Origin of the sequence: Megasphaera cerevisiae DSM 20462, assembly GCF_001045675.1 — a bacterium.
In the GTDB taxonomy this organism is placed as follows: domain Bacteria; phylum Bacillota; class Negativicutes; order Veillonellales; family Megasphaeraceae; genus Megasphaera; species Megasphaera cerevisiae.
Window position 1 is genome coordinate 72,676 of sequence record NZ_LEKT01000006.1, and the last position, 23,121, is coordinate 95,796.

Sequence of the window (23,121 nt, forward strand, 5' to 3'; positions counted from 1 at the left end):
TAGTAATCCAACGTAAAATTTCATCAAATTCTAATAAAACCGCTGTTTTTTATACTTTTTCTAATTGAATTTTAATGCTGGATATCTAATTTTTAATTCATTTATCATGTTTATACGTTACTCTATACAAAGAGGTGATACATATTATGCATATTAAAACTAAAAGCAGTTTCTTATTTCAAAATACACTTCCCGTCTCTATTATTCGCGTGCAGTTCCTGACTATTTTTACATATAACCGGCAAACCACAATGGGGGCTATCCATCGCACCAAAAACGGAAATATTTGGACTCCATCCAAATGGGGGCATGCCGCCACAACCGCCATGGAAGAACTGCAGCGTTTTAACAAAGCGATCCTTATCGAAGAATATGCCATTATGCCAAATCATATTCACATGTTGATTCTTTACAAAAGCTATAAACCCAAAATGACAAATTGGTTTGTTTCATACTGCAAGCAATATTTATCTCATAAAATGCTGGAAACCTATAAGACAAGCGATCCTATTTGGGAAAAATCATTTGAGGCGCAATATATACGAAGTGAATACACACAATACATTTTGAGTCAGAATTTAAGAGAACATCAGGCCCATTGGCAATATGATCCGCTTTACAGACCTAACCAAAAAAATCGTTTCTAGAAATTATACATCCGGGATTGGATAGGCTGCAATAAACGGACCCGATTGCATACCGTCATATAAAACGGGAAACCTTGCCAAAAAATATACGAAAAGAGTACTATCCCCTTGAATCTTCCTCTCATACATAGATTCTCTATTGTATCACCTCAACCTTTGATATAGAACCTAAAAAAATATATACAAAAACAGAGCTGCCTGGATAGAATTTGCCACAGCTCTGTTTTTATCTTACAGATCATTTTTTATTTCCAGCAAGGAGACTCCTTTGAGGGGTTTATCACTGCATTGCTCCACATAGCTATACAGCAGATATTCCAACAGTTGGAGTCCACGAACGTTCATATGCAGCGTTTCTTCCTGCCCCCAGCGATATGTCAGAATTTGCTTCCACAAACGACGAACAGGCAGCGGGATGCTCTCTTTTCTCGCCGCCTCCTGCGGCTCATCTCCCAGGTAATACAACGGTATACCGCCTCTCATGCCATAGCGAAACAAGCAGACAGAATCCACGTCAGGTTCAAAACCTGAATATACGATAAGCTGCCACCCGGCGATAATAGTAACTATACGTATATCCTTTATTTCAATGGCCCGGCCATAGATCTGCAAAAGCCGATATACCTCCCAATCGGTTTGATGTACCGGCATTAAATACATCACCATTTCAGCAAAAATCTGCGAGTATACATATCCCTCCCAGGTCAGTGAAGTCATCGCGCTATTACTGCGGCATTCATATTCTCTTAATGTAAAAAATTCCTGTTGCTCCACAGCATCAAAGGTGATCTCGCCCCATGCCATAAGGAGTCCGAAGCCCTGGCTGCTTTGACGCCTTTTTTGCACCAGCACGCGTATGCATCCCTCTTGTTTCGTGAACACGGTCATGATCTGCTGCAGCGCTCCGGCCTTCCGTATCTGCAGAATAACACCATCATACCGTTTAGAAGGCCGTTGAGCAAACGAGCTATTCCTTCGTCTCATTTTCTGATTCGCTTTCTTCACCCTGGCTCGATGCAGTCTCTGGAATAGGTACCGCCTTCAAACGAGCAATACGGAATCGCTGCATCTCCAGTACAATAAACCGGTAGGCGCCTATTTTCACTTCTTCATGAACAACAGGAGAATGTCCCAGCAGATTGAACACATATCCTCCAATCGTATCTGTATCGACATCTTCTTCTACAGGAATATGGAGGATTTCTTCTACATCTTCCAATAGTACGGTTCCATCAAACTCATACGCCCCATCAGCCAGAGGCTGTATTTCTTCTTTTTCCGCAGTATGTTCGTTTTGGATTGTTCCAACTAATTCTTCCAGAATATCCTCCAACCCAATTAATCCCACCGTGCTGCCGTATTCATCGACAACCATCGCAAGATAGGTTCGCTTTGCCCGCATAAGCTGAAGCAGCTTCGAAGCCGGCATAATTTCTGGAATCATGAGAATAGAACGCTTTATCAAGTTGAGATTGCTGCGCTTATGAATATATAAATCCATCAGATCCTTGATATGAATAAGGCCCAGAACATGATCCTTATCTTCTTCACACAAAGGATACCGCGTATGACGGGACTGGCGGATCGTGTTTAATATTTGGTGCATACTTTCCGCCGTATATAGGCAAACAATATCCTGGCGGGGCACCATGATTTCTTTTGCCAGCCTGTCGGCAAAATCAAATACATTTCCAATAAGTTCACTTTCCACCTGATCAATTTTTCCTTCTTTATGGCTCGCAGTGACAAGCATGCGAATCTCATCCTCTGAATGAGCCATATCAATTTCATTAGTGACCTCCATATCACGTCCCTGAAGGATTTTTTTGCCAATCCAGTGTCCTGCTATGATGAACGGATAAAAAACCCGACTCCACCACAAGATAAAGCGCCCCACTGCTTTCAAACTTTTTTCTGCGCACTGGAGACCGATAGATTTTGGTATCAATTCGCCGAATACCCATAAACTTAGACACAAGAGAAAACATATGCCCAAATACAAAACGCCTACGAACCACGTATTTCCTATGTAATCTGAAACATACGGATAGCCGTCATACAAAGCATAAAAAACAGTTGCACCGGAAATAAGACCGGACAAAGCCATCCCCAATTGCGCGGTTCCCAAAAACAGGACAGGTCGGTCATATAGCGTTAAGAGAAAAGCAGCTTTCTCATCACCGGCCCGTACCAGCTCCTCAATATATTCACGCCGCAGCTGAGCAAAAGCAAATTTACCAATCACACATACAGCACTGAAAGCAATACAGACAAAATATATGATGATGCATAGCAATAGTATCTGCGATTCGATAAGTCATCTCTCCTATTCATTCTTATATCCCAATTCACTAAGATCCGAAGATCGGTTACGCCAATCCGGCTTAACTTTTACCCAAATATCCAAAAACACAGATGAACCCAGTAAGTTTTCTATTTCCTGACGGGCCCGATGGCCTACTTCCTTCAAAACGGCGCCTTGCTTGCCGATAACAATACGCTTTTGCGAGGCTCGTTCAACATACACCGTCGTGCGTATATATACCTTTCCTTTGCCACGTTCTTTCATCTCTTCTACAAACACGGCAATCGCATGGGGCACTTCATCGTGCATGCATAATAACAGCTTTTCCCGCACGATTTCAGCAACCAAGAGGCGTTCTGGCTGATCTGTAATCATATCATCCGGGAAATATTTTGGGCCCTCCTGCAGCACAGTCTTCAATTCCCGGAGAACCGCCTCCACATTATCTCCTGTCAGAGCTGAAATCGGGATGATTTGATCAAAGTCGTACAGCGCCGCATACTCTGTGATCTTATGAAGAATTTCCTCCTTCGTCATCAGATCCACTTTATTGATCAGCAGAAAAACAGGAACCCCTGTTTCTTTTATTTTATCCAGGACAAACAGGTCACCTGGTCCTTTTTTTTCATTTCCTGATACCAGAAAAAGGACTGCATCGATATCTTTCAAAGACTGATAGGCCGCTTCATCCATAAATCTTCCCAGTTTATGCTTTGGCTTATGAATACCTGGCGTATCCAGAAAAACAATCTGACATTCGTCATCTGTATGAATACAAAGAATGCGATTCCGCGTCGTTTGGGCTTTATCCGACACAATAGACACTTTCTGTTTGATAATATGATTGATCAATGTCGATTTTCCAACATTAGGCCGCCCTACAACAGCAACAAAACCAGATTTAAAGTTAGTTTCCAAATAAATTCTCCTCATTTCAACAGATACTTACTACATATATTCCGAATAGGTTCATTTCAGTGTTCCAATACAAATGCATCCGGAAACAGTTCTTCCAATGTGACGATTTTATACGTATCGTCATGTTTCACCATAATAATGTACGGAATACGGAATTCCGCCATTACCTGCCTGCAGGCCCCGCAAGGCACCGTGTAGTCAGCTCCGTCACCGGCCACTGCCAACGCCTGGAACTGCAAACATCCCATGACCACAGCATGGGTCAGGGCATTCCGCTCAGCACACAGCGTGAGTCCATAAGAAGCGTTTTCTACATTGCACCCCGTATATATATCATCGTTTACTCCCAAAACCGCCGCCCCGACAGTAAAATGTGAATACGGAGCATAGGCATGGTGCTGTGCATTTCTGGCTGCTGCCAGCAGACGCAGGCAGGCCTCCCTGCCAATCATAATTCCTCTCCTTTACGGACATATCCCATACGTTGAAGAATAAATTCTTCTTCCTTTCTCATTTCGGCTTTGTCTTCTGGGACCATATGATCATACCCCAGAATATGAAGCATTCCATGAATAGTCAGATAGGCTAATTCCCGTTCAAAGGAATGTCCATATTCTTCAGCCTGCTCCCGCACCTTTTCCAATGAAATAATAATATCACCCAGCAACGCCGTATCAGGACCGTCATAGCCATCTTCCTCTCCCTCATTAAGGGCAAATGACAAGACATCTGTTGGCCGGTCTATATTCCGATACTGCTTATTCAGCTTATGTATATAATCGTTGTGGCACAAAAGAATGCTGATTTCCGCATTGGGTCCCAAGCCATATACTAACGCGGCCTCCTGGCAAACCTTTTCAATGACCTGTTCAATGACCTGTTCATAAAGGTCCTGTTGAAATGACGGATCTTCATAGTTCACATTAATGTTCATATGCCCTCCCCCTTCTTACTCGTGCTTGTAAAAGCTGTCGTATGCCCGTATGATGCGGCCCACCATATCATGCCGCACAACGTCCTCATCGGTGAAATTGATCATGCCGATACCGCGTACATGCTGCAGCACCCGTTGTGCCTCTGTCAGTCCTGACATCTTACGATCCATTAAATCTATTTGCGTGATGTCACCGTTAACGACGACAACGGAGTGATTGCCCATACGGGTCAGAAACATTTTCATCTGCTCCCGTGTCGTATTCTGTGCTTCATCAAGAATAATAAAAGACTCCTCCAGCGTACGGCCACGCATATATGCCAGCGGAGCAACTTCTATAATATTACGCGCAACCAGCTTCTGAAACTGTTCGTAGCCAAACATATCCGCCAAGGCATCATACAAGGGGCGCAGATACGGATCAATTTTTTCCTGCAGATCCCCAGGAAGAAAGCCCAGTTTTTCACCGGCTTCTACAGCCGGGCGTGTCAATATGATCCGCTCCACTTCCCGATTTTTAAGGTAATAAGATGCCAGAGCCACCGCCAAATATGTCTTGCCGGTACCAGCCGGCCCAATCCCAAACGTAACCAGATTTTTACGGATCGAATCAACATACATTTTCTGTCCCAGCGTTTTCGGTTTAATAAGACGTCCCCGGGCAGAAATGCTGATCGTATCGCTGTAAATTTTCCGCAATACGTCTGCTCTTCCCTGGCGGATGAGCGAAGCCGAATAACGGACATGCTGCGTCGTCAAATATGTATTCTCCCGATATAAATATCGCAGCATATTAAGCACGCCTTCTGCATAGCTGATATCCGGGTCCTCCCCCGCCATAATGATTTCATTACCGCGTGCCGCTATACGGCAGGCAGGAAATTCCCGCTGCAGCGTTTTTAAAAATTCATCCTTCATTCCCAATATTGCTTTGGCTTCTGATATATCCGAAAAAATAAGTCGTTTTTCCATTGGCAATGTTCATTTCCCCTTTTTATTGATCCGTAAATTTTCGTACGGCCTTGCCTTGCAGATAATCACACTTTTTCCCCTGAAAGGTATCGCGCCGTTGCAATTCAGCATCAATCATATCCCGTATTTTCCACCATCCCATGCCCCAATTGGCAAATTCTGTCGCTTCTTTAGGCGCTCTGCCGATCAGTCTCTGAAATACGATATCGCTGCGTGTATACTCAAGAAACGTAACGACGCGGTTCACATATTCTTCAACCGGTATTAATGATATATCTCCTGCATGATACCACTTGGCCATGACCGTATTTTTAATGATATACAAGGCATGCAGCTTAATTTCATGCGTCGGCAGTGCTGAAATAACTTTAGCCGTTTCTACAACGTCCTCCATAGTATCCCAAGGAAGGTCCAATATGACGTGGGTACAATTTCGAAAGAGATATGCACGAAGCATCATCATGGCATCAATATATTCCGCCAGTGTATGTCCCCTGTTTATTTTCTGCAAGGTTTTATAATTCACAGTTTGGAGTCCCAATTCCACCAGAATATCCACTCCGTATTCTTCTCTGATTTCAGCCATAATATCCAAATAAACCGGATGAATACAGTCTGGCCGGGTAGCAATAGCAATCCCGACAATATCCGGCTGGCAGGCAGTTTTTAAATACTGTCGGAATACATCCGGCCGGATATAGGTATTGGTAAAATTTTGAAAATACGCAATAAATTTACGCGCTTTGTATTTAGGTCCTATATGCGCAATATTGGCCTCGATCTGCTGATCGACAGTCAAAGAGGCAGGCAGGTTTTCATAGCCGGCCCCAATCGTACCGCAAAAGGCGCAGCCGTAAGTCCCTAATGTGCCATCTCTGTTTGGGCATGTATCAGGAATGCTGATTGGCAATTTATACACCTTTTCACCATATGTTTGTTTCAAATAGGAAGAATATACATTATATCGTTCGTCCATACTATCCCCTTCCCGAACGCTTGTCATAGTATTTAATTTCAAGATATCATCATGGTTTTCTGCATATGGCCTGCCGCTTACACACAACGCCCTGCCTCACTATCCCCAGCGCCTCCAGCCGCTGCAGGCAGAAAAGCGGGGCCCACCGGCCCGGCTGGTATCAGCTGCCATGCTGCACGGTTGCGCCGTTTTTCGGCAAGAACATATACGGCCCGTGCCGGCACGGAAACATAACGCTGCAGTTCTGTCGCTGCCTGCTTGCTGACCGGCCATATACGACAGCGCATTTTTATATCCCGCCAGTTCGTAAAACGGTAATTGGGAATATACTGCCGGAGCCATTCTTCATTTTTGAATATTTCATCAGTAACAGCACGGTCGGCTTCCTGCCAGTAAAGAAAATCCGGATTGAGACGAAATCCGAAAAAAGTCAATATATCCAAGCACAGCAATTCCCGTGCCGTCGCTATTTCTTTTTCACGCAGCCCCAAGTTTTGACAGATGCACCGCCACAAAAAGCGGCATAGGTTTTCATCTGAAATAGCATTTAAATCCCAATGCTCTGCTATCCATGCCTGCGTCACAATATCATACAAGCGAAAAAAATCCGCTGTGAAAAACCGTTCCAGAAAAGACAAGGTATAGCGGAATTTCCCGGCATTATACGTCCGTTCAAAAACATCTTCAAACACTTTTAAATACTGTATTCGTTCATACGGCAGCCACGCAGTTTCCAAAACCTCATAGGGGCCGCATGGGTCATACCGATATTGTCCGGGATAATCGCGGCGTATGCCTGAACCCTTCAGCAGTTTCAAAAAACCGATTTGCAGCTTGTGTGGATGCAATGCGTAAATATCGTTAAAAGATTGCCTCAGATGCGAAAATGTTTCATACGGAAGGCCTACAATTAAATCTAAGTGAAGATGTATTGTCCCGTAGGATACTAGTTTTTCCATAATATATTCAATATGAGGCCAATCATTATGCCGGTGAATGGCTTCCAACGTCGGTCCATATGTGGATTGGATTCCCAATTCCATCTGAATACGTCCCCGGGGAGCCTTTGCCAGCAACGCTAAATCAACCTCTGTCAATACTCCCGGTTCAATTTCTAAATGAAAATTAATTTCTTTTTTCACGTGTATCATATACTCGATCAACGGACGGTAATGCCGGGGATTGCAATTAAAAGTCCGGTCCACAAATTTGATTTGTCTGACGCCGGCCTGAACAAACAGCTCCAGCTCATGAATCACGCGGGAAACAGAACGGAACCGCACGGCATCACTCATGCCCGAAAGACAATACTGACAATGAAAAGGACACCCTCTGGAACTTTCGTAATACATAATCTTGTGAGACAACGCGGACAGGTCTTCCCCTTCATAAGGAAACGGAAGCGTATCCAAATCGTCTACCTCCTGAAAGGTTTCATCCCCGCATATGTGCCCCGCAGCATCCCGTCCCAGCACGCCGGGAATCACCAGGCCCTTTCTGCCGCTTTGCAGTGCACGGATCAAGGCCGGCACCACAACCTCTCCTTCTCCCTGGAGTACATAGTCGATGTCTTCGTGCTGCTCCAATATGCTTCGCGCCGTATAAGAAACCTCCGGGCCACCTGCAAATACCGTCACCTGCGGCATCACTTTTTTAATCAGGCAAATAAGATGGCATGTCATTTCTATATTCCATATGTAACAGGAAAAACCGATAATATCCGCATGAAACTGATATATATGCCGTAAAATATCACTCGCATTTTGATTGATCGTATATTCTGCCGTAAAAACAGGTACCGCGCCTTTTTGAAGACAGGCAGTGCGGAGACAGCGCAGTGCCAATGAAGAATGAATGAATTTAGCGTTTAAGGTTGTCAGCAGTATGGTCATGAAAACTCTCTTTTCGTGTATGAATAGAAAAAATGCTTCTACGTTTAATTATACTACAGGAACGAGCGACTATCCAGCGTTTTCTTCGGCTCTCCTTCTCTATGATTTTACTGCAATATATGATAGTATAGTAACATATATTGGATAATAGGGAGGCATATATATGCTGAAAATTGGTCTTGCCCAAATCAATGTGCATGCCGGCGATCCGCGTTATAATACGGCCGTTATAAAAGATAACATTATACAAGCCAAAGATGCCGGCTGTGATATCATCATTTTTCCCGAGCTTTCTATTCCCGGATATTTTATCGGTGATATATGGGATCAGCCTGACTATATTGATGACTGTGTCCGCTTTGGAGAGGAAATTCAGGCCGCATCGGACGGCATTACCGTTATTTACGGTAATGTTGCCAAGGAAGCCGGACGGGTCAATTTGGACGGCAGAACAAGAAAATACAACGCCATGTTCGTCGCTCACAATGGCAGACTGATTTCCCCGGCCCGTTCCCCTTATCCGTTCTATATTAAAACCTTGCTTCCAAACTATCGGGAATTCAGTGATATTCGTTATTTTACATCTCTTATGGAAGTTGCTCAGGAACGGCATGCCTTTCCTGAAGACTTTCTGTCCCCGGTGCAAATCACCTTTGATGACGGACGTACCCTTTGTATGGGACCCCTTATCTGCGAAGATAGCTGGGATGAAAATTACCCCTTTAAACCTATGTCGTATCTGGGTCAAACCTATGACATTGATCTCTTTATCAATATTTCCTGTTCTCCATTTACACTGGGAAAGACAGGACGCCGTCATCGGCTTTTCGGCCAAGCCATCGATAAAATCTCCAGACCCGCTCTCTATGTCAACAGTACGGGAATCCAAAACAACGGCAAGAACATTTATACCTTCGACGGCGCCAGCGGTGCCTATGACCGCGACGGCACCCTGCATTACGAATGCCAGCCTTTTAAAGAAGAACTGGCTTTTGTCCAATATGATGAAACCCTGCGTAAATTCGTATCGCCCGCTCATATCAACGCGCGGCAGAACGATACCGCCGATATTTACACCAGCCTTCATTTCGGAATGCAATCTTTTTTAGAAAATATTGGTGTCGATAAAGTCGTTATCGGCGTATCCGGCGGTATTGACTCGGCTGTCAACGCAGCTCTTTATGCGTCCATACTTCCGCCGGAGCATATTCTGCTCGTCAATATGCCCAGCTGTTACAATTCCGAACTGACCAAGGGCCTGGCCAGGGATTTGGCAGATAATATCGGCTGCCTCTATACCGTCGTACCGGTACAAGACAGCCTGGAACTGACACGCCGGCAATTTGACGAAACTCCCCTGTACCGTCAGGATACCGCGGCAGGACATTTAAAACTGACCTCCTTTATCGAAGAAAATATCCAGGCTCGTGACCGTTCAAGCCGTATTCTGGCCGCTGCCGCAGCAGCTTTCGGCGGCGTATTTACATGCAATGCCAACAAAGCGGAATCAGCCGTCGGCTATGCGACTCTGTACGGCGACAGTGCCGGATTTTTAGCAGCCACGGCAGATTTATGGAAGCATCAGATATACGATCTGGCCAGTTACCTCAATGAGCACGTCTTTCAGCGTGAAGTTATCCCGCAGGGCAGTATCGACATCGTCCCCAGCGCGGAACTATCGGCCAGCCAGGATGTCACCCAGGGACAGGGCGACCCTCTTATATATCCGTATCATGATTATCTCTTCGCTGCTTTTATCGAACGCTGGCAGCGAGCTACTCCGGAGTCTATTTTGGACTGGTACCTGCAGGGAACGCTGGAAAAGCATATTGGCTGCCCCGTAAATGTCCGCACGCTTTTTCCTCATCCGGCTGATTTTATTGCCGATCTGGAAAAATGGTGGCGTCTTATTGCCGGCTTTGCCGTCGCCAAACGAATTCAAAGCCCGCCGCTTATCTCCATCAGCCGCCGCTCCTTCGGCAACGATCTGCGTGAATCCCAGCTTGGACCCTACCTCACAACACGTTATCTGGAATTAAAAAAGGAATGCCTCCGCCATGCATAGCTGATTATAAAAGGATCCCGTCAAACAGAATTCAAGCTGTTTGACGGGATCCTTTTATCGTATTGAATGTTCCCCTTCATACATAGGTCTGCTATTTGAGCCATCCCAACATTTAACATAAAACCCCTATTTTTTAATTTTTTAATTTCAAATAAAAAAAGCGGTAACAACGTCAAGTGATATCACCTGACGTTGTTACCGCTTAACGCAGTCATGCCGGTTATGCGAATTATATTTTTTTGCGAATTGGCTTATGCCCTATATTTTCAACAAGGATAAATAACATAGGAATAAGCAACACTCCCAAAACAGTCGCCATCGTCGTACCAAATACAACGGTAATCCCCATGGTAACACGAGATGCTGCACCAGCCCCGGTAGCTAGTGCCAGCGGCACAGACCCTACGACAAAGGCCAGGGATGTCATGATAATAGGACGAAGACGAATCTTGGCAGCTTCAATGGCCGCCGACACGGGATCCATGCCCCACTTGTCCACACGAACCTTAGCGTATTCAATAATCAGAATAGCATTTTTAGCAGCCAAACCAATAACTGCTAGAATACCGATTTGAAAGTAAATATTGTTTGTTTGATCAAATAAATAGGTAAACAGCGTGGCCCCAAACAAACCAGTCGGGACGCTGAATAATACGGCAAACGGTACCTTCCAGCTTTCGTATAATGCCGCCAATACCAAGAATACGAAGAGAATCGCCAGTCCAAAGACATAAATCGTCTTGTTGCCCGCTTCCACTTCTTCACGGCTCATGCCGGCCCATTCATAAGTATAGCCTTCACCAAGTGTATCCTTTGCAACCTCTTCCAAAGCCTTCAGGGCATCACCGGAGCTACGTCCTGCAGACGGCGCCCCCATGACCTTGATCGAAGGATAATCATTAAAACGGTTCAGAATCGAAGCAGAACCAATCAGTCTGGGCCGCACGAAGTTTGCCACAGATACAAGATCATCATTGGAATTCCGGACATATAAATGATTATTATCTTCAATGGTCTTTCGGAAATCAGGTGCAGCTTGAATGATAACCTTAAAGTTACGGCCAAAAATAGTAAAATCATTGATTTGATAGGAACCATAAAAAGCTTGAAGCGTAGTATATAAAGAGCTCAAGGATACGCCCTCTTTTGCTACCTTATCTCTGTCAATATCCAAATGATACCCTGGGGTGTCATTAGAAAATGCCGTATACACAGAACCAATTTCCGGACGTTTTCGAGCTTCCCCAATAAACTTCTGTACAGTTGCATTCAATTCATCCGTCGTGTGGCCGCCCCGGTCTTCAATCTGCATCGTAAACCCTGAGGATACACCCATGCCGTCGATCGGCGGCGGATTGATAGCTACGATGGAGGCCTGTGGAATCTGCATTCCGTGTGCCATTATTTTACCGACCAGCGTATCAACTGATAAATCCTTCGTTTCACGCTTGCTCCAGTCTTCCATAGATACGAAAGCAACAGCACCATTCGATTTAGCGCCGCCGGCCAGAATATTAAAACCGACAACATTCATGGCCTGTGTGACACCTGGCTGCGATTCGATCCATTTGCCCAAGTCAACGGCAATCTGTTTGGTCTCCGTCTGTGAGGTTCCTTCAGGAAGAGTGGTATTAACCATGACAAACCCATTATCTTCAGCAGGGACAAATCCGGTAGGGATAATCATGAAAAATCCCACGGCTATGCCGGAAATGAGAATGAGGAACGCAACGCACCATTTCAAGCGCATCTGCAAATATGCCAATCGGATGCCATACCAATTGATCAGCCGATCAAATTCCGTATTAAATTTCTGGAAGAACTTGAAGAGCCCTCCGGCATTTTCTGTCGGTTTATGTACCTTTAAAATAGTAGCGCACATCGCCGGAGTCAGTGTCAGGGCAACAAAAGCCGAAATAGCAACAGATACCGCAATCGTCAACGCAAACTGCCGATACAGTACGCCGCTCATACCGCTTAAAAATCCAACAGGTACAAACACCGATGCCAATACGCAGGCGACCCCGATAACCGGATTCTGCACATTCTGCATCGCAATAATCGTAGCCTCTCGCGGCGACTTACTATTATATTTTATTTCATATTCCACCGCTTCAATAACAACAATGGCATCATCGACCAGCAGGCCAATAGCTAATACCATAGCAAACAGTGTCAATGTGTTAATGGAGAATCCCAATACCTTGAAGCAGGCAAATGTACCAAGAAGCGATACCGGAACAGCAATCAATGGAATCAGCGTAGAGCGTCCGCTCTGCAGAAACAGATACACAATCGCTGCTACAAGCAGCAGGGCTTCAATGAATGTTTTGATAACTTCTTCAATAGAAGCTGTTACAAATTTTGTACTATCGTAAATAATTCTATAATTCAAATCAGAAGGAAAAGACTGACTTGCCTTTTCCAATACACTCATAACCCCTTTTACACTTTGCATCGCATTGGCATCAGAGGTCAGACTGACCATAAATGCCGCATTCGGCTGTCCGTCGAAATTCCCGGCTACGGAATAATCCTTAGAACCGAGATCTACGGTCGCAACATCACCGACACGGACCATCGTACCGTCAGAATTAGTACGAATAATAACCTTTTTAAACTCGTCAGCAGTCTGCAAACGTCCGTCTGCACGCAGACTATACTGGAAAGCCTGGGTGCTCGCCGCCGGCTGAGAACCGAGCGTGCCGACAGCTGCCTGTGTATTCTGCGCGGTAATAGCCGAAATAACATCGGTCGGTGTCACCTTGAGGATATTCATCTTCATGGGATCCAGCCAAATCCGCATAGCATAATCAGAGCCAAATTCCTGCACATTCCCAATACCCGGTACCGATTTCAACGCATCCATAAAAAACTGCGTAGCATAGTTTTTCATGAAGGTAGCATCATACGAGCCATTCGGCGAATACAACGCAAATACCATAGCCGTTGAACTTGTAGATTTTTTAACAGTAACGCCGGTAGTCGTGACTTCTTCCGGCAACGTAGATGATATCTGACTGACACGGTTTTGTGTATTGACCATATCCATATCATCGTTGCTGCCCGTTTCAAACTGAGCCGTCAGCGAATACGTCCCGTTATCGTTACTGGAGCTTTCCATATTGACTAAATCATCGACACCAATCATCTGACGTTCGATAACACCAGCAACGGTATCTCCAATAACCTGTGAATTCGCACCTGTATAGGTTGCGGATACGCTGATCTGCGGCGGCGTAACATTCGGATATTTAGCGATAGGCAGGGTTGCCATTGACAATAACCCCAGAATAGAAATAATCAGGGATATGACAACTGCAAAGATGGGCCTGTCAATAAAAAATTTTGATATCACTGTCTCGCCCCCTATTTAGACTTAGTGTCTGCCGTCGAGTCATTTTCAATATCTGCTTTCGTAAGCAAATGCTGATCCAGAGTTGCCCCGGTTGCTTTCTGATACCCGTCAACAATGATCACATCCCCATCGGCAAGACCTTCATTAATAATCCAGAATTTACCGACTTTTTGACCTGGCTTGACTTCTTTTGTCTGTGCTTCACCGTTTTCATTGACAACGGAAACAAAATATTTACCCAACGTCTGCTGCACCGCACGCTGCGGAACAAGAAGAGCATGCTGCTGAATCTGTGTATCCGAAACAACAGTAGCATACAATCCCGGAATTAAAAGATTATCCGGATTATCAAATACGGCTTTTACTGTAATCGAACCGGAATTACTATCCATTCCATGATTGATTTGTGTAACGTGCCCTTCATAGGGATACATAGAACCATCACTCAAGCGCAGCTGCAGGTGATCACCCCAGCTGCCCGGAGAATTCGGCGTTTTTTTCGTCATCTGCAGATATTCTGCCTCACTGACAGAAAATTCTACAAAAACCGGATTCGTTGATGAAATGGTAACCAATGCTGTCGAGCCGGCTGTAGCATACGTTCCAATAGGAACATCATCCACATTTAGCTTGCCGCTGAACGGAGCATAGACAATCGTATCATCCACATTATCCTGCGCCGACTGTACTTGTGCAGCATTAGCGTCTAAAACGGCCTGCTGCTGCTGTGTAGCCGATTCTTGATTGGTGACTGTTTGTTCGGCAATCGCGTCCTGACCTGCCAAAATCTGATACCGCCTTAAATTGAGCTGCTGATTCGCCAAATTGGCAGCTGCCTCCGCCTTATTAGCTTGGGCAGACTGCAACGCCGCATCATATTCACGGCTGTCCAGCCGGAATAACGGCTGACCGGCAGTCACTTCCTGACCACCCTGTACATATTTCTCAATCACGCGTCCGGAAATTTTAGGCCGTACCGGCACCTTATCCGTCGCCGTAACACTGCCGCTGTATTCTGCTGTAACAGGAGTATCTTCAGCCGTTACTTTATACGTGTTAACAGATACAGCCGCTTTGGTCGCACCCTTCTGTGCACCGCAGCCCGCCAGCAATGCCGCAATAGTCAACACCGTAATTCCCATCGTAAAAAACTTATGCTTTTGTATCATTCGTTGATTGCCCCCTGTCTTTTTTTATTCCGTACAATATGATGCGGATACATTTTTCCATGTATTCAGAAAATGAGTAATCATGGTCTATTTCATTAAAGTATTCAATGATATCATCAGCTGCGCTGCGAAGCATATGCATGAGCAGAAATCTGTCAAATTGCTTAAATTCCTTACTTTGCAACGCCTTATTGAGCAGCTGTTCCAATAATTCCCAGTCTTTCTTTGAGCGTTCTTCAAGTTCGCTGCACAAATCCGGCATTTTCACAAGAAGATCATTCATATTGCGTACGGAAAGTACTTTGATGTTCGGCGATTTTACATTAAAAAAACCTATGATTTTTTCTTCCGTCGTCATCTGAGTGTCTGCCAGTAATTTCATGTGCTGTTCGTGTATTTCGGCCATAAGACTGTAAATAGCTTCTCGGACAATTTCCTGCTTGGATGAAAAATGTTCATATAACGTCCGTTTGCTGATTCGCAGATCCCGAGCCAAATCATCCATATGAAAATCTGAACCGCGACAGTTAATTTCACTTAAGGCTTCTATGAGTATTCTTTCACGAATATCCTTTGCCATGTAAACACATCCTAATACAAAAAATAAATACAAGTTCAGTAAAAAAACTAAAAGATAAAACTCAGTACCAATGTATAGTTTAATATACTGTTCATTATAAGTCAATAGAAATTATGTATCAAGACAGTACAGCAAATGTAAATATTCCCTTCTATCCGTTCTGGTTCTCCCGCCTCCTTTAGGAATACTACACGGCATCATTGGGAAACCGGCAATATATGTCATGCCGCTTCTCTTTTCCGTATCCAGTTGTCAGATATAACCGCACCGGTCGCTTTAAATATGTATTTTCATGATCACTTTACGTATGGCTCCGCCCGTACCATCAGGGGCACAAAGGCATCGATGACCATCAGCCGGTGTAAATATAGCAAACGTGCCCGGGGTCATACGGATTATTGTATCCAAGGATGCACGGGGATTATAAAACCAGGCGTCATTCTGCGGACAGCTGGTGATAACAGCGCCGGCCTCGAAAACCGGCTGATATCCAATACATTCCTCTCCTCTTATTACCATTTGAATATCAATATACTGACGGTGTGCTTCCATATTACGCTGAGCCGCCGGGGCGGTCTCCGTCACATCGACATTCATAAAATGCGGCCCGCCCAGTTCATGCCTTCCCGGGGGTAGTTCTTCCAACTTAAAAGACGCTAATTTACGAATCCATTCTGCCGTTATGGGCGGTACAAAGGGCAATTCCAATTTCCACTGCTTTATATTTCCGACATACATATGATCGCTCCCTCTTTCTGATTTGCGCTATTCAATACGTCCCGCATCCATAGATATTACTCGTTTTCCTGTTCCCGCGTTTCTACATTTCTATCAAACAATGCATCTGCAAACTGTGCCGCATCAAAAGGCCTCAAATCGTCTGCACCTTCACCTACACCTACCCAGCGAACGGGTACTCCCAGCTCGCGTTTCACAGAAATAATAACGCCGCCCTTTGCTGTTCCGTCAAGTTTTGTCAAAACTGCGCCAGTAAGCGGCACCACTTCGCCAAATAATTTTGCCTGGCTCACCGCATTTTGTCCCGTCGTCGCATCAAGAACCAATAGGGTTTCATGTGGTGCCCCGGCAATATTTTTTCCGGCGATGCGAGCCATTTTCCGCAGTTCCTCCATCAAATTGGATTTGGTCTGCAGGCGGCCTGCCGTATCCACAAGAAGAACATCAATATGATGCGCGTTCGCAGAAGCTGTCGCATCATACACAACCGCCGCCGCATCCGCTCCCTCCTGATGCTTGACAATAGGTACCCCGGTTCGTTCTGCCCAAATAGTCAACTGCTCCGCTGCGGCAGCCCGAAAGGTATCGCCGGCTGCCATCATAACAGACTTGCCATGCTCTTTATAATATTTGGCCAGCTTGCCGATTGTCGTCGTCTTTCCTACTCCATTGACACCTACGATAAAAATGACCTCGGTAGTACCGGTGCGTTCTGCCATAGGCGTATTATTTTCCTGTAAAAGCGCAACAATACATTTTTCTAAATACGGTACAACATCATTACCTTCTTTAATTTCTTTCTTTTTTACGCCTTCGTGAATTTTATCCAGCAAATATTCTGTCGTTTCCACACCAATATCTCCAGTAAGCATAACAGCTTCCAGGTCTTCATACATTTCATCATCAATTTGCGCATACCCGCGAACGACCGTTTCAATATTCTGGATCAGCGAGCTTTTGGTCTTTTCCAGACCTTTTCGTAATCTTGAAAAAAATCCCATTATTACGTTCCTTTCTCTAAGAGTTCATCTATTTTAACAGTCAACAGTCGGGAAACACCTTTTTCTTCCATAGTTACGCCCTGCAGCGTATTGGCCGCTTCCATGGTTTTGCGGCGATGTGTAATAACAATAAACTGCGTATTGCCGCTGTAATTTTTTAAATACCGTGCCATACGCTCCACATTCGCTTCATCCAGTGCTGCGTCCACTTCATCAACCAAACAAAACGGTGCCGGATGATATGCCAAAAAGGCTAACAGCAATGCAATAACCGTCAAAGCTCGTTCGCCGCCGGAAAGTAAGGTCAAAGGCTGCTGTTTTTTACCGGGAGGCTGAATGAGGATTTCTACACCAGCATGCAATATGTCTTGTTGGTTTGTCAAATTGATATGGGCACTGCCGCCGCCAAAAAGCCTGTCAAAAATACGTTGGAAATGGACGCTGATTGCTTTAAAGGCTTGTTCAAATTGCTCCGACATGGCATCATCAATTTCAGCAACGATTTCTTCTAATTTAGTACGCGATTCCTGCAGATCCTCACATTGCCGCTTGTAAAACTTTTCTTTTTCCATAGCGGCATAATATTCTTCCTCCGCACTTGGATTAATTTGCCCCAATCCGGCAATACGCAGTTTAAGATCTGCTACTTTTTCATGCAGCTCTTTTAAAGAGCCTTCCCGCCGCCGGTCCATTGCTTCCTGGCGGCTCAACCCCTGCAACGCAAGGAGTTCTTCGTTATGCCGTATTTCATTACGGTATTTTTCAAGCTGTATATCCGCAGCGCTGATACGTTGGCTCCACTGCTGCACCCGTTCCCGCAGTTCCTTTAAAGAGGAATCTAATTGTTGGCTATGCCGAAAATTAGATTCCTTAGCCTTGTAAAAAGCCTCTCGATCTCCATCTTTGCTCTTTACCTCTGCCGTTTTAGAAACAATATGCACCGCTAGTTTTTCCAGCATGGCTGCGGCTTCTCGTTTCCGTTCCAGCAGCTCTGTATACCGCTGTCCCAGCCGGTTTTCATCCTGGTCCGCCTGTGTCAGCCACTCTCTGTTCTGCCGAATTTGTTCTTCCATATGCCGCACCTGTTCATTTAAAGTAGCTTCGGCAACCTGTCGTTCTGTCATTGTCTTGCGGCATTGTTCGGCCTCTGCTATTGCTGCGGCGCGTGCTGATTCCAATTTCTGCGTGCTTTGAGATGGTATTTCCTCCCATGCGGCAATGGCTTCTTCTTTTTGCACAAGAGTCGCTTGAATATCTGCCCGCACATGCTGAAGTGCCTCCAACTGTGTATCCGCTTCGGTAAATAACCGTTGTTCCTGACTCCGCTCTTTTTCAATGGACTGATATTGCCATATCATTTTCTCCAGATCCATAGCCGTCTGCTGGCTTAGCGCTTCCTTTTCCTGCACCGCACTACGAAGGCTGATCACTCCCTGCCGCAGACGCGTTCCCGCAGATGCCGCCGCTTCCATTTCTTTGCGGCATGCAGATTCTTTTTCCTGCATTTCTGCCAGCAAAGCCCTGCGGCTGATCAATGAAGCTTCTTTGTTTTTTACACTGCCGCCGGTCAAAGCCCCCCCGGCATTGAACTGGGTTCCGTCAAGACAAACGATCCGCAGACGATGTCCATATTTTTTCGCTGCATAGGATCCGGCCTCCATCGATTCAGCAACCAGCGTTTTCCCCAGTAAAAAAGAGAATACCGGGGCATATACCGCATCATACTGAATAATATCATTAGCAAAACCAATAATGCCGTTTTCGTGAGATGCGCTTTCCTCTTCACGAGTACGCTTTCTTTCTTTTACTGTATCCAAGGGTAAAAAAGTGGTTCTGCCGGCCCGGCGTTCCTTCAAATATACAATAGCCCTTTTAGCCGTTTTTTCGTTTGCCGCAACAACAAACTGTGAGGCACCTCCTAATGCGGCATCGATAGCTACTGCATATTGTCCGGAAATGGAACATAATTCACCGACAAGCCCACAAATATGTGTACGCCAATCCTGAGCCGCGTCCAGCACCGTTTTAACCGCTCTGGCAATCCCTTCATGCTCTTGTTCCATGCTCACCAGAACCCGAATACGCTGTTCCAGTGACTCAACGGTATTGCGCAGCTTATGATATGTTTGTTCAGCTGCCGCCAGATCTGTTTCAGCTGCCTGCAGTGCTTTTTTTGCCTTTTCTGCCCCAGCGGCTGCCAGGCCCGCCTGCTGACGGCTTTTTTCCACGCGAGCAGCCAATATATGATATTGTTCTTCGACAGCCGCAAGCGCGTCTTGCTTTTGAGAGACACGCTGCTGCACAGCCTCACACGTATCTGTATTTTCTTCCAAACGGCGCCGCAAATCATCAGTATCTCGCTGCAGCATAAAAAGCTGCTGCTGCCGGTCTGTATTGGAAGCCGTCACCTGTTCTAATTCCGCAGCCGCCTGACGGGCTTTTACTTCTGCCCGGCCAAACAAAGCCTGCGTCAGTTTCAGCCCCTTCCTGGCGGCATCCAGTTCTCTGCGTTTGGCTTCCAGGCTCTGCGTCAAGGTCGCTCCCTGTGCCGCTATCGTTTTTTTCTTTTCCTGCAGCGCTTCTTTTTCTTCCGCAAGCTGCTTTTCCGATTCAGATAATTCAGACTGCCGCTGTGTAAATGCATCCGCACGGTTCTTCATCCCATCAAGCTCATGATGCGCATTTAATGAGTCTTCCTCCAAACGGCGCAGCGTTTCCCCTTCCGTTTCCATCGTTTGCAGCAAGGTGTTTCGTTCCTGTTCCATCTCAGACAATCGTGCGGCAGCCGCTTCCTGCTCAGTAACAGCTGCTCCACGGCCGTTTTCTGCTTTTTCCAGGAGCCGCTCTCCATTGCGAAGTTCCTGCAGTGTCAAGGTGCCTTCATAGGAAATACGCTCACCGTCCAGGTGTCGAAAGGTTTTCAATTTTTCCGCCTGCTCTTGCATCGGTACCAGACGTTCCTCCAAAAATCCCATCATATCACGGATTCGTTCCAGATTTCGCTCTGTTTCAGCAATCTTCCGCAGCCCTTCTTCCTTGCGCCCTTTATAACGGCTGATACCGGCTACTTCTTCAAAAATAATACGCCGTTCTTCCGGGCGGCTGTTCAGTATGCGATCTACACGATTCTGCCCGATGACCGCCATGGAATCCTGCCCGATGCCGGTATCCGCAAAAAGCATGTGAATATCCTTCAAACGGCAATTTCGTTTATTAATATAAAATTCGCTTTCACCGGAACGAAATAATCGTCTGGTAACGACGACTTCCGAAAAATCAATTTCCAATGAATGATCAGAATTGTCGAAATATAATGATACTTCTGCTGCTCCCTGCGGCCGTCTTTTTTCCGTACCGGCAAAAATAATATCTTCCGATTTCTGCCCTCGGAGCTGGCGGACATTCTGCTCGCCCATGACCCAGCGGACGGCATCAGAAATATTGCTTTTTCCGCTTCCGTTTGGACCGACAATAGCGGTGATTCCCTTATCAAATATGAGTGTCGTTTTATCTGCAAAAGATTTAAATCCCCGCAGTTCCATTTTTAATAATTGCAACGAAATGTTCCTCTTTCATCTAATACTATATTACAGCAAGACAATAATATGATAATATATAATAGGTATAAACAATCCGGGAAGATAATCGGCTACCTTGATTTTCGTCAAATTCAGCATGTTCAGTGAAATAGCCAAAATCATAACGCTGCCCACCGCATTAAGCTCCCGGATAACATCGGGTGTCATAAACGGCGATACGATCGAGGCCAATGCATAAAAGAAAAGCTGATAAACGATAATAACAATACCAATAGGTATCGTACCAATACCATATATAGCTCCGAATATAAAAGATGAAATAAAATCCAAAACAGCCTTAAAATATAAAAGCGATGGATCATCCAATAACGCTGCCTGAATGGGACCTAAAATAGCCATGGCACCGGCAATCTGCATAATGGACAAGGTAACAAACCCATTAATAAATTTTGAATCATTATCCGCATGCAGTTTTTCTTTCAACAAGGCGCCGAATAGCTGCAGCCGTTCTTCAATCTGCAGCACCGTGCCAATGAGCACTCCCGCTGCCACAGAAATCAAAAGCAGCAGTAAATTTTCCGTTTTAATCGCTCCCTGCACTGCCATCACGGCAACACATAAGGCAATCGCTGAAAACAGACTGTTTGTCAGTTTTTCCGGTATTCCCTTTTTCAGCATCAGTCCGAGCAGCGCGCCGGCAGACGATGCCAGGCCATTGATAAGTACAGCAATCAAACCAAGATCCCCTCCTCCACCCATACCTGTACGATAATCGTTCCGTCAGGCACATGGTATCATCTAGATAGATAATACTATCGGATATACTTATTTATTATATCAAATTATGCCTTATTATAAAAGATTATCCTAAAATGCCGGGAAATCTTCCAGAGAGCATCCAGATTTACCTTGATTTTACACAGCCTTCTCAAAACCTTGCAGATATATCTTGACTTGAGTGCTATTTATGATTATATTATAATTTGGGTTTAAAAGATCCGCAATTACAAGAGGAAACGGAGAAACGGTATGCTTCAAGTTTATAAACATAACAATGGACATTTAGAAGATAATATTTCATTAGCCGCTGCCGAAAAAGGCTCATGGATCAATGTTGTAAATCCGGATTCAGAAGATTTGCAGCTCGTATCCATGGTGACAGAAATCCCTACGGATGTACTGAAAACCGCGCTGGATACAGAAGAACGTTCCCATGTTGAATTGGAAGATAATTACATATTTGTTGTCATAAATATACCGATTATTTTAGAAACAGACAGCTATGACACACTGCCTCTGGGTATTTTTATCACTCCTGATTTTATTATCACGCTGTGCATAGAAGATACAGAAGTCATGAGAGCCTTTACACACAACAAATATCCTCTATTTTATACCTTTAAAAAGACCCGTTTCTTATTTCAGATCTTATATCGTTCTGCAACGCTCTTTCTGCGTTATTTGATGCAGATCAACCACAGGACAGATGATATCGAAAACATTCTTCGTCATTCCATGCAAAATAAGGAATTTTTCCTTTTACTGGAATTGCAGAAATCTCTGACCTACTTCACATCGGCACTGCGCAGCAACGGCATTGTTATGGAAAAGCTGATGCGTCTGCGCCGCAGTACTACACCTCACCCATTGCTCAAAATGTATGAAGAGGATGAAGATCTGCTGGAAGATGTTATTATTGAAAACAAACAGGCTATTGAAATGGTTGAAATGTATTCCAATATCCTGATGAGCATGTCCGATACCTTCGCTTCCATCATTTGGGAGTGTAAAATGAAGTGTGTAAGTTACCGGTAACCAATTTACTAACTTACGCACTTCATTTTTTTGTCGAGGTGCGGTACACTATCAGAAAGCAGGTTGAAAGGAATTGAGTACAGCACTGATGAAGAAACGTAGAAACCCGAGTGAGAAAGGCCAGGCAATCGCCAAGCTCATCATGGAACAATACCAGCCGAAGACGCAGGAAGACATGCAGATAGCGCTGAAGGACGTGTTCGGTCCTATCT

General features: G+C 45.0%; 17 protein-coding genes and 1 pseudogene. 3 read left to right on the top strand and 15 right to left on the bottom strand.

Features of this window, described 5'->3' with window-relative positions:
- The first annotated feature begins 146 nt into the window (after positions 1-146).
- Complete coding sequence (locus tag AB840_RS03150; RefSeq protein WP_048513378.1) at positions 147-647, top strand: transposase; 501 nt, start codon at positions 147-149, stop codon at positions 645-647.
- 231 nt (positions 648-878) lie between these two features.
- On the opposite strand, the gene recO is transcribed toward AB840_RS03150, so the two are convergent.
- From recO to AB840_RS03190, 8 genes are all read right to left on the bottom strand, one after another.
- Positions 879-1,631, bottom strand: coding sequence for a DNA repair protein RecO (gene recO, locus AB840_RS03155; RefSeq protein WP_048513379.1), 753 nt, complete (start codon positions 1,629-1,631; stop codon positions 879-881).
- Entirely contained in the window at positions 1,615-2,961 is a 1,347-nt protein-coding gene (locus AB840_RS03160; RefSeq protein ID WP_048513380.1) for a hemolysin family protein, read from the bottom strand. The genes recO and AB840_RS03160 overlap by 17 nt, the downstream gene beginning before the upstream one ends.
- A gap of 12 nt (positions 2,962-2,973) precedes the next feature.
- Complete coding sequence (era, locus tag AB840_RS03165; protein ID WP_048513381.1) at positions 2,974-3,885, bottom strand: GTPase Era; 912 nt, start codon at positions 3,883-3,885, stop codon at positions 2,974-2,976.
- A 41-nt stretch (positions 3,886-3,926) separates the two neighbouring features.
- Positions 3,927-4,322 (bottom strand): cytidine deaminase, encoded by a 396-nt coding sequence (locus AB840_RS03170; protein WP_048513382.1) that lies wholly within the window; start codon positions 4,320-4,322, stop codon positions 3,927-3,929.
- Positions 4,319-4,804, bottom strand: coding sequence for an rRNA maturation RNase YbeY (gene ybeY / locus AB840_RS03175; RefSeq protein WP_048513383.1), 486 nt, complete (start codon positions 4,802-4,804; stop codon positions 4,319-4,321). The genes AB840_RS03170 and ybeY overlap by 4 nt, the downstream gene beginning before the upstream one ends.
- 15 nt (positions 4,805-4,819) lie before the next feature.
- Positions 4,820-5,776: a PhoH family protein gene (locus AB840_RS03180; RefSeq protein WP_048513384.1), complete on the bottom strand. Its 957-nt coding sequence runs from the start codon at positions 5,774-5,776 to the stop codon at positions 4,820-4,822.
- 22 nt (positions 5,777-5,798) lie between these two features.
- Positions 5,799-6,752: a tRNA modification radical SAM protein MnmL/YtqA gene (gene mnmL / locus AB840_RS03185; RefSeq protein WP_048513399.1), complete on the bottom strand. Its 954-nt coding sequence runs from the start codon at positions 6,750-6,752 to the stop codon at positions 5,799-5,801.
- A 77-nt stretch (positions 6,753-6,829) separates the two neighbouring features.
- The gene (locus AB840_RS03190; RefSeq protein ID WP_072061738.1) at positions 6,830-8,644 is read right to left on the bottom strand and encodes a B12-binding domain-containing radical SAM protein; all 1,815 of its coding nucleotides are present in this window, start codon (positions 8,642-8,644) and stop codon (positions 6,830-6,832) included.
- 163 nt (positions 8,645-8,807) lie between these two features.
- Here AB840_RS03190 and nadE point away from each other — a divergent pair, with 163 nt between their 5' ends.
- The gene (gene nadE, locus AB840_RS03195; protein ID WP_048513385.1) at positions 8,808-10,709 is read left to right on the top strand and encodes an NAD(+) synthase; all 1,902 of its coding nucleotides are present in this window, start codon (positions 8,808-8,810) and stop codon (positions 10,707-10,709) included.
- 229 nt (positions 10,710-10,938) lie between these two features.
- Here the strand turns inward: nadE and AB840_RS03200 are convergent, their stop codons facing one another.
- The 7 genes from AB840_RS03200 to AB840_RS03230 all read right to left on the bottom strand — a co-directional run bounded on the left by AB840_RS03200 (position 10,939) and on the right by AB840_RS03230 (position 21,829).
- Positions 10,939-14,067, bottom strand: a complete 3,129-nt coding sequence (locus AB840_RS03200; protein ID WP_048513386.1) for an efflux RND transporter permease subunit — start codon at positions 14,065-14,067, stop codon at positions 10,939-10,941.
- Positions 14,068-14,078: 11 nt separating this feature from the next.
- Positions 14,079-15,236 (bottom strand): efflux RND transporter periplasmic adaptor subunit, encoded by a 1,158-nt coding sequence (locus AB840_RS03205; RefSeq protein WP_048513387.1) that lies wholly within the window; start codon positions 15,234-15,236, stop codon positions 14,079-14,081.
- Positions 15,220-15,816 carry a TetR/AcrR family transcriptional regulator gene (locus AB840_RS03210; protein WP_048513388.1) on the bottom strand — a complete coding sequence of 199 codons (597 nt, stop codon included), beginning with the start codon at positions 15,814-15,816 and terminating at the stop codon, positions 15,220-15,222. Before AB840_RS03210 ends, AB840_RS03205 begins: the two co-directional genes overlap by 17 nt.
- Before the next feature lie 276 nt (positions 15,817-16,092).
- Entirely contained in the window at positions 16,093-16,554 is a 462-nt protein-coding gene (locus AB840_RS03215; RefSeq protein ID WP_048513389.1) for a NanQ anomerase/TabA/YiaL family protein, read from the bottom strand.
- A 56-nt stretch (positions 16,555-16,610) separates the two neighbouring features.
- On the bottom strand, positions 16,611-17,555 hold the full coding sequence (gene ftsY / locus AB840_RS03220) for a signal recognition particle-docking protein FtsY (RefSeq protein WP_048513390.1): 945 nt from the start codon (positions 17,553-17,555) through the stop codon (positions 16,611-16,613).
- 2 nt (positions 17,556-17,557) lie between these two features.
- Positions 17,558-21,112, bottom strand: coding sequence for a chromosome segregation protein SMC (smc, locus tag AB840_RS03225; protein WP_048513391.1), 3,555 nt, complete (start codon positions 21,110-21,112; stop codon positions 17,558-17,560).
- Between the two features lie 30 nt (positions 21,113-21,142).
- Entirely contained in the window at positions 21,143-21,829 is a 687-nt protein-coding gene (locus tag AB840_RS03230) for a DUF554 domain-containing protein (RefSeq protein WP_048513392.1), read from the bottom strand.
- A gap of 294 nt (positions 21,830-22,123) precedes the next feature.
- Between AB840_RS03230 and AB840_RS03235 the strand changes: the two are divergent.
- Positions 22,124-22,873: pseudogene (locus tag AB840_RS03235) on the top strand (magnesium transporter CorA family protein); the annotation flags it as partial.
- Between the last annotated feature and the right edge of the window lie 248 nt (positions 22,874-23,121).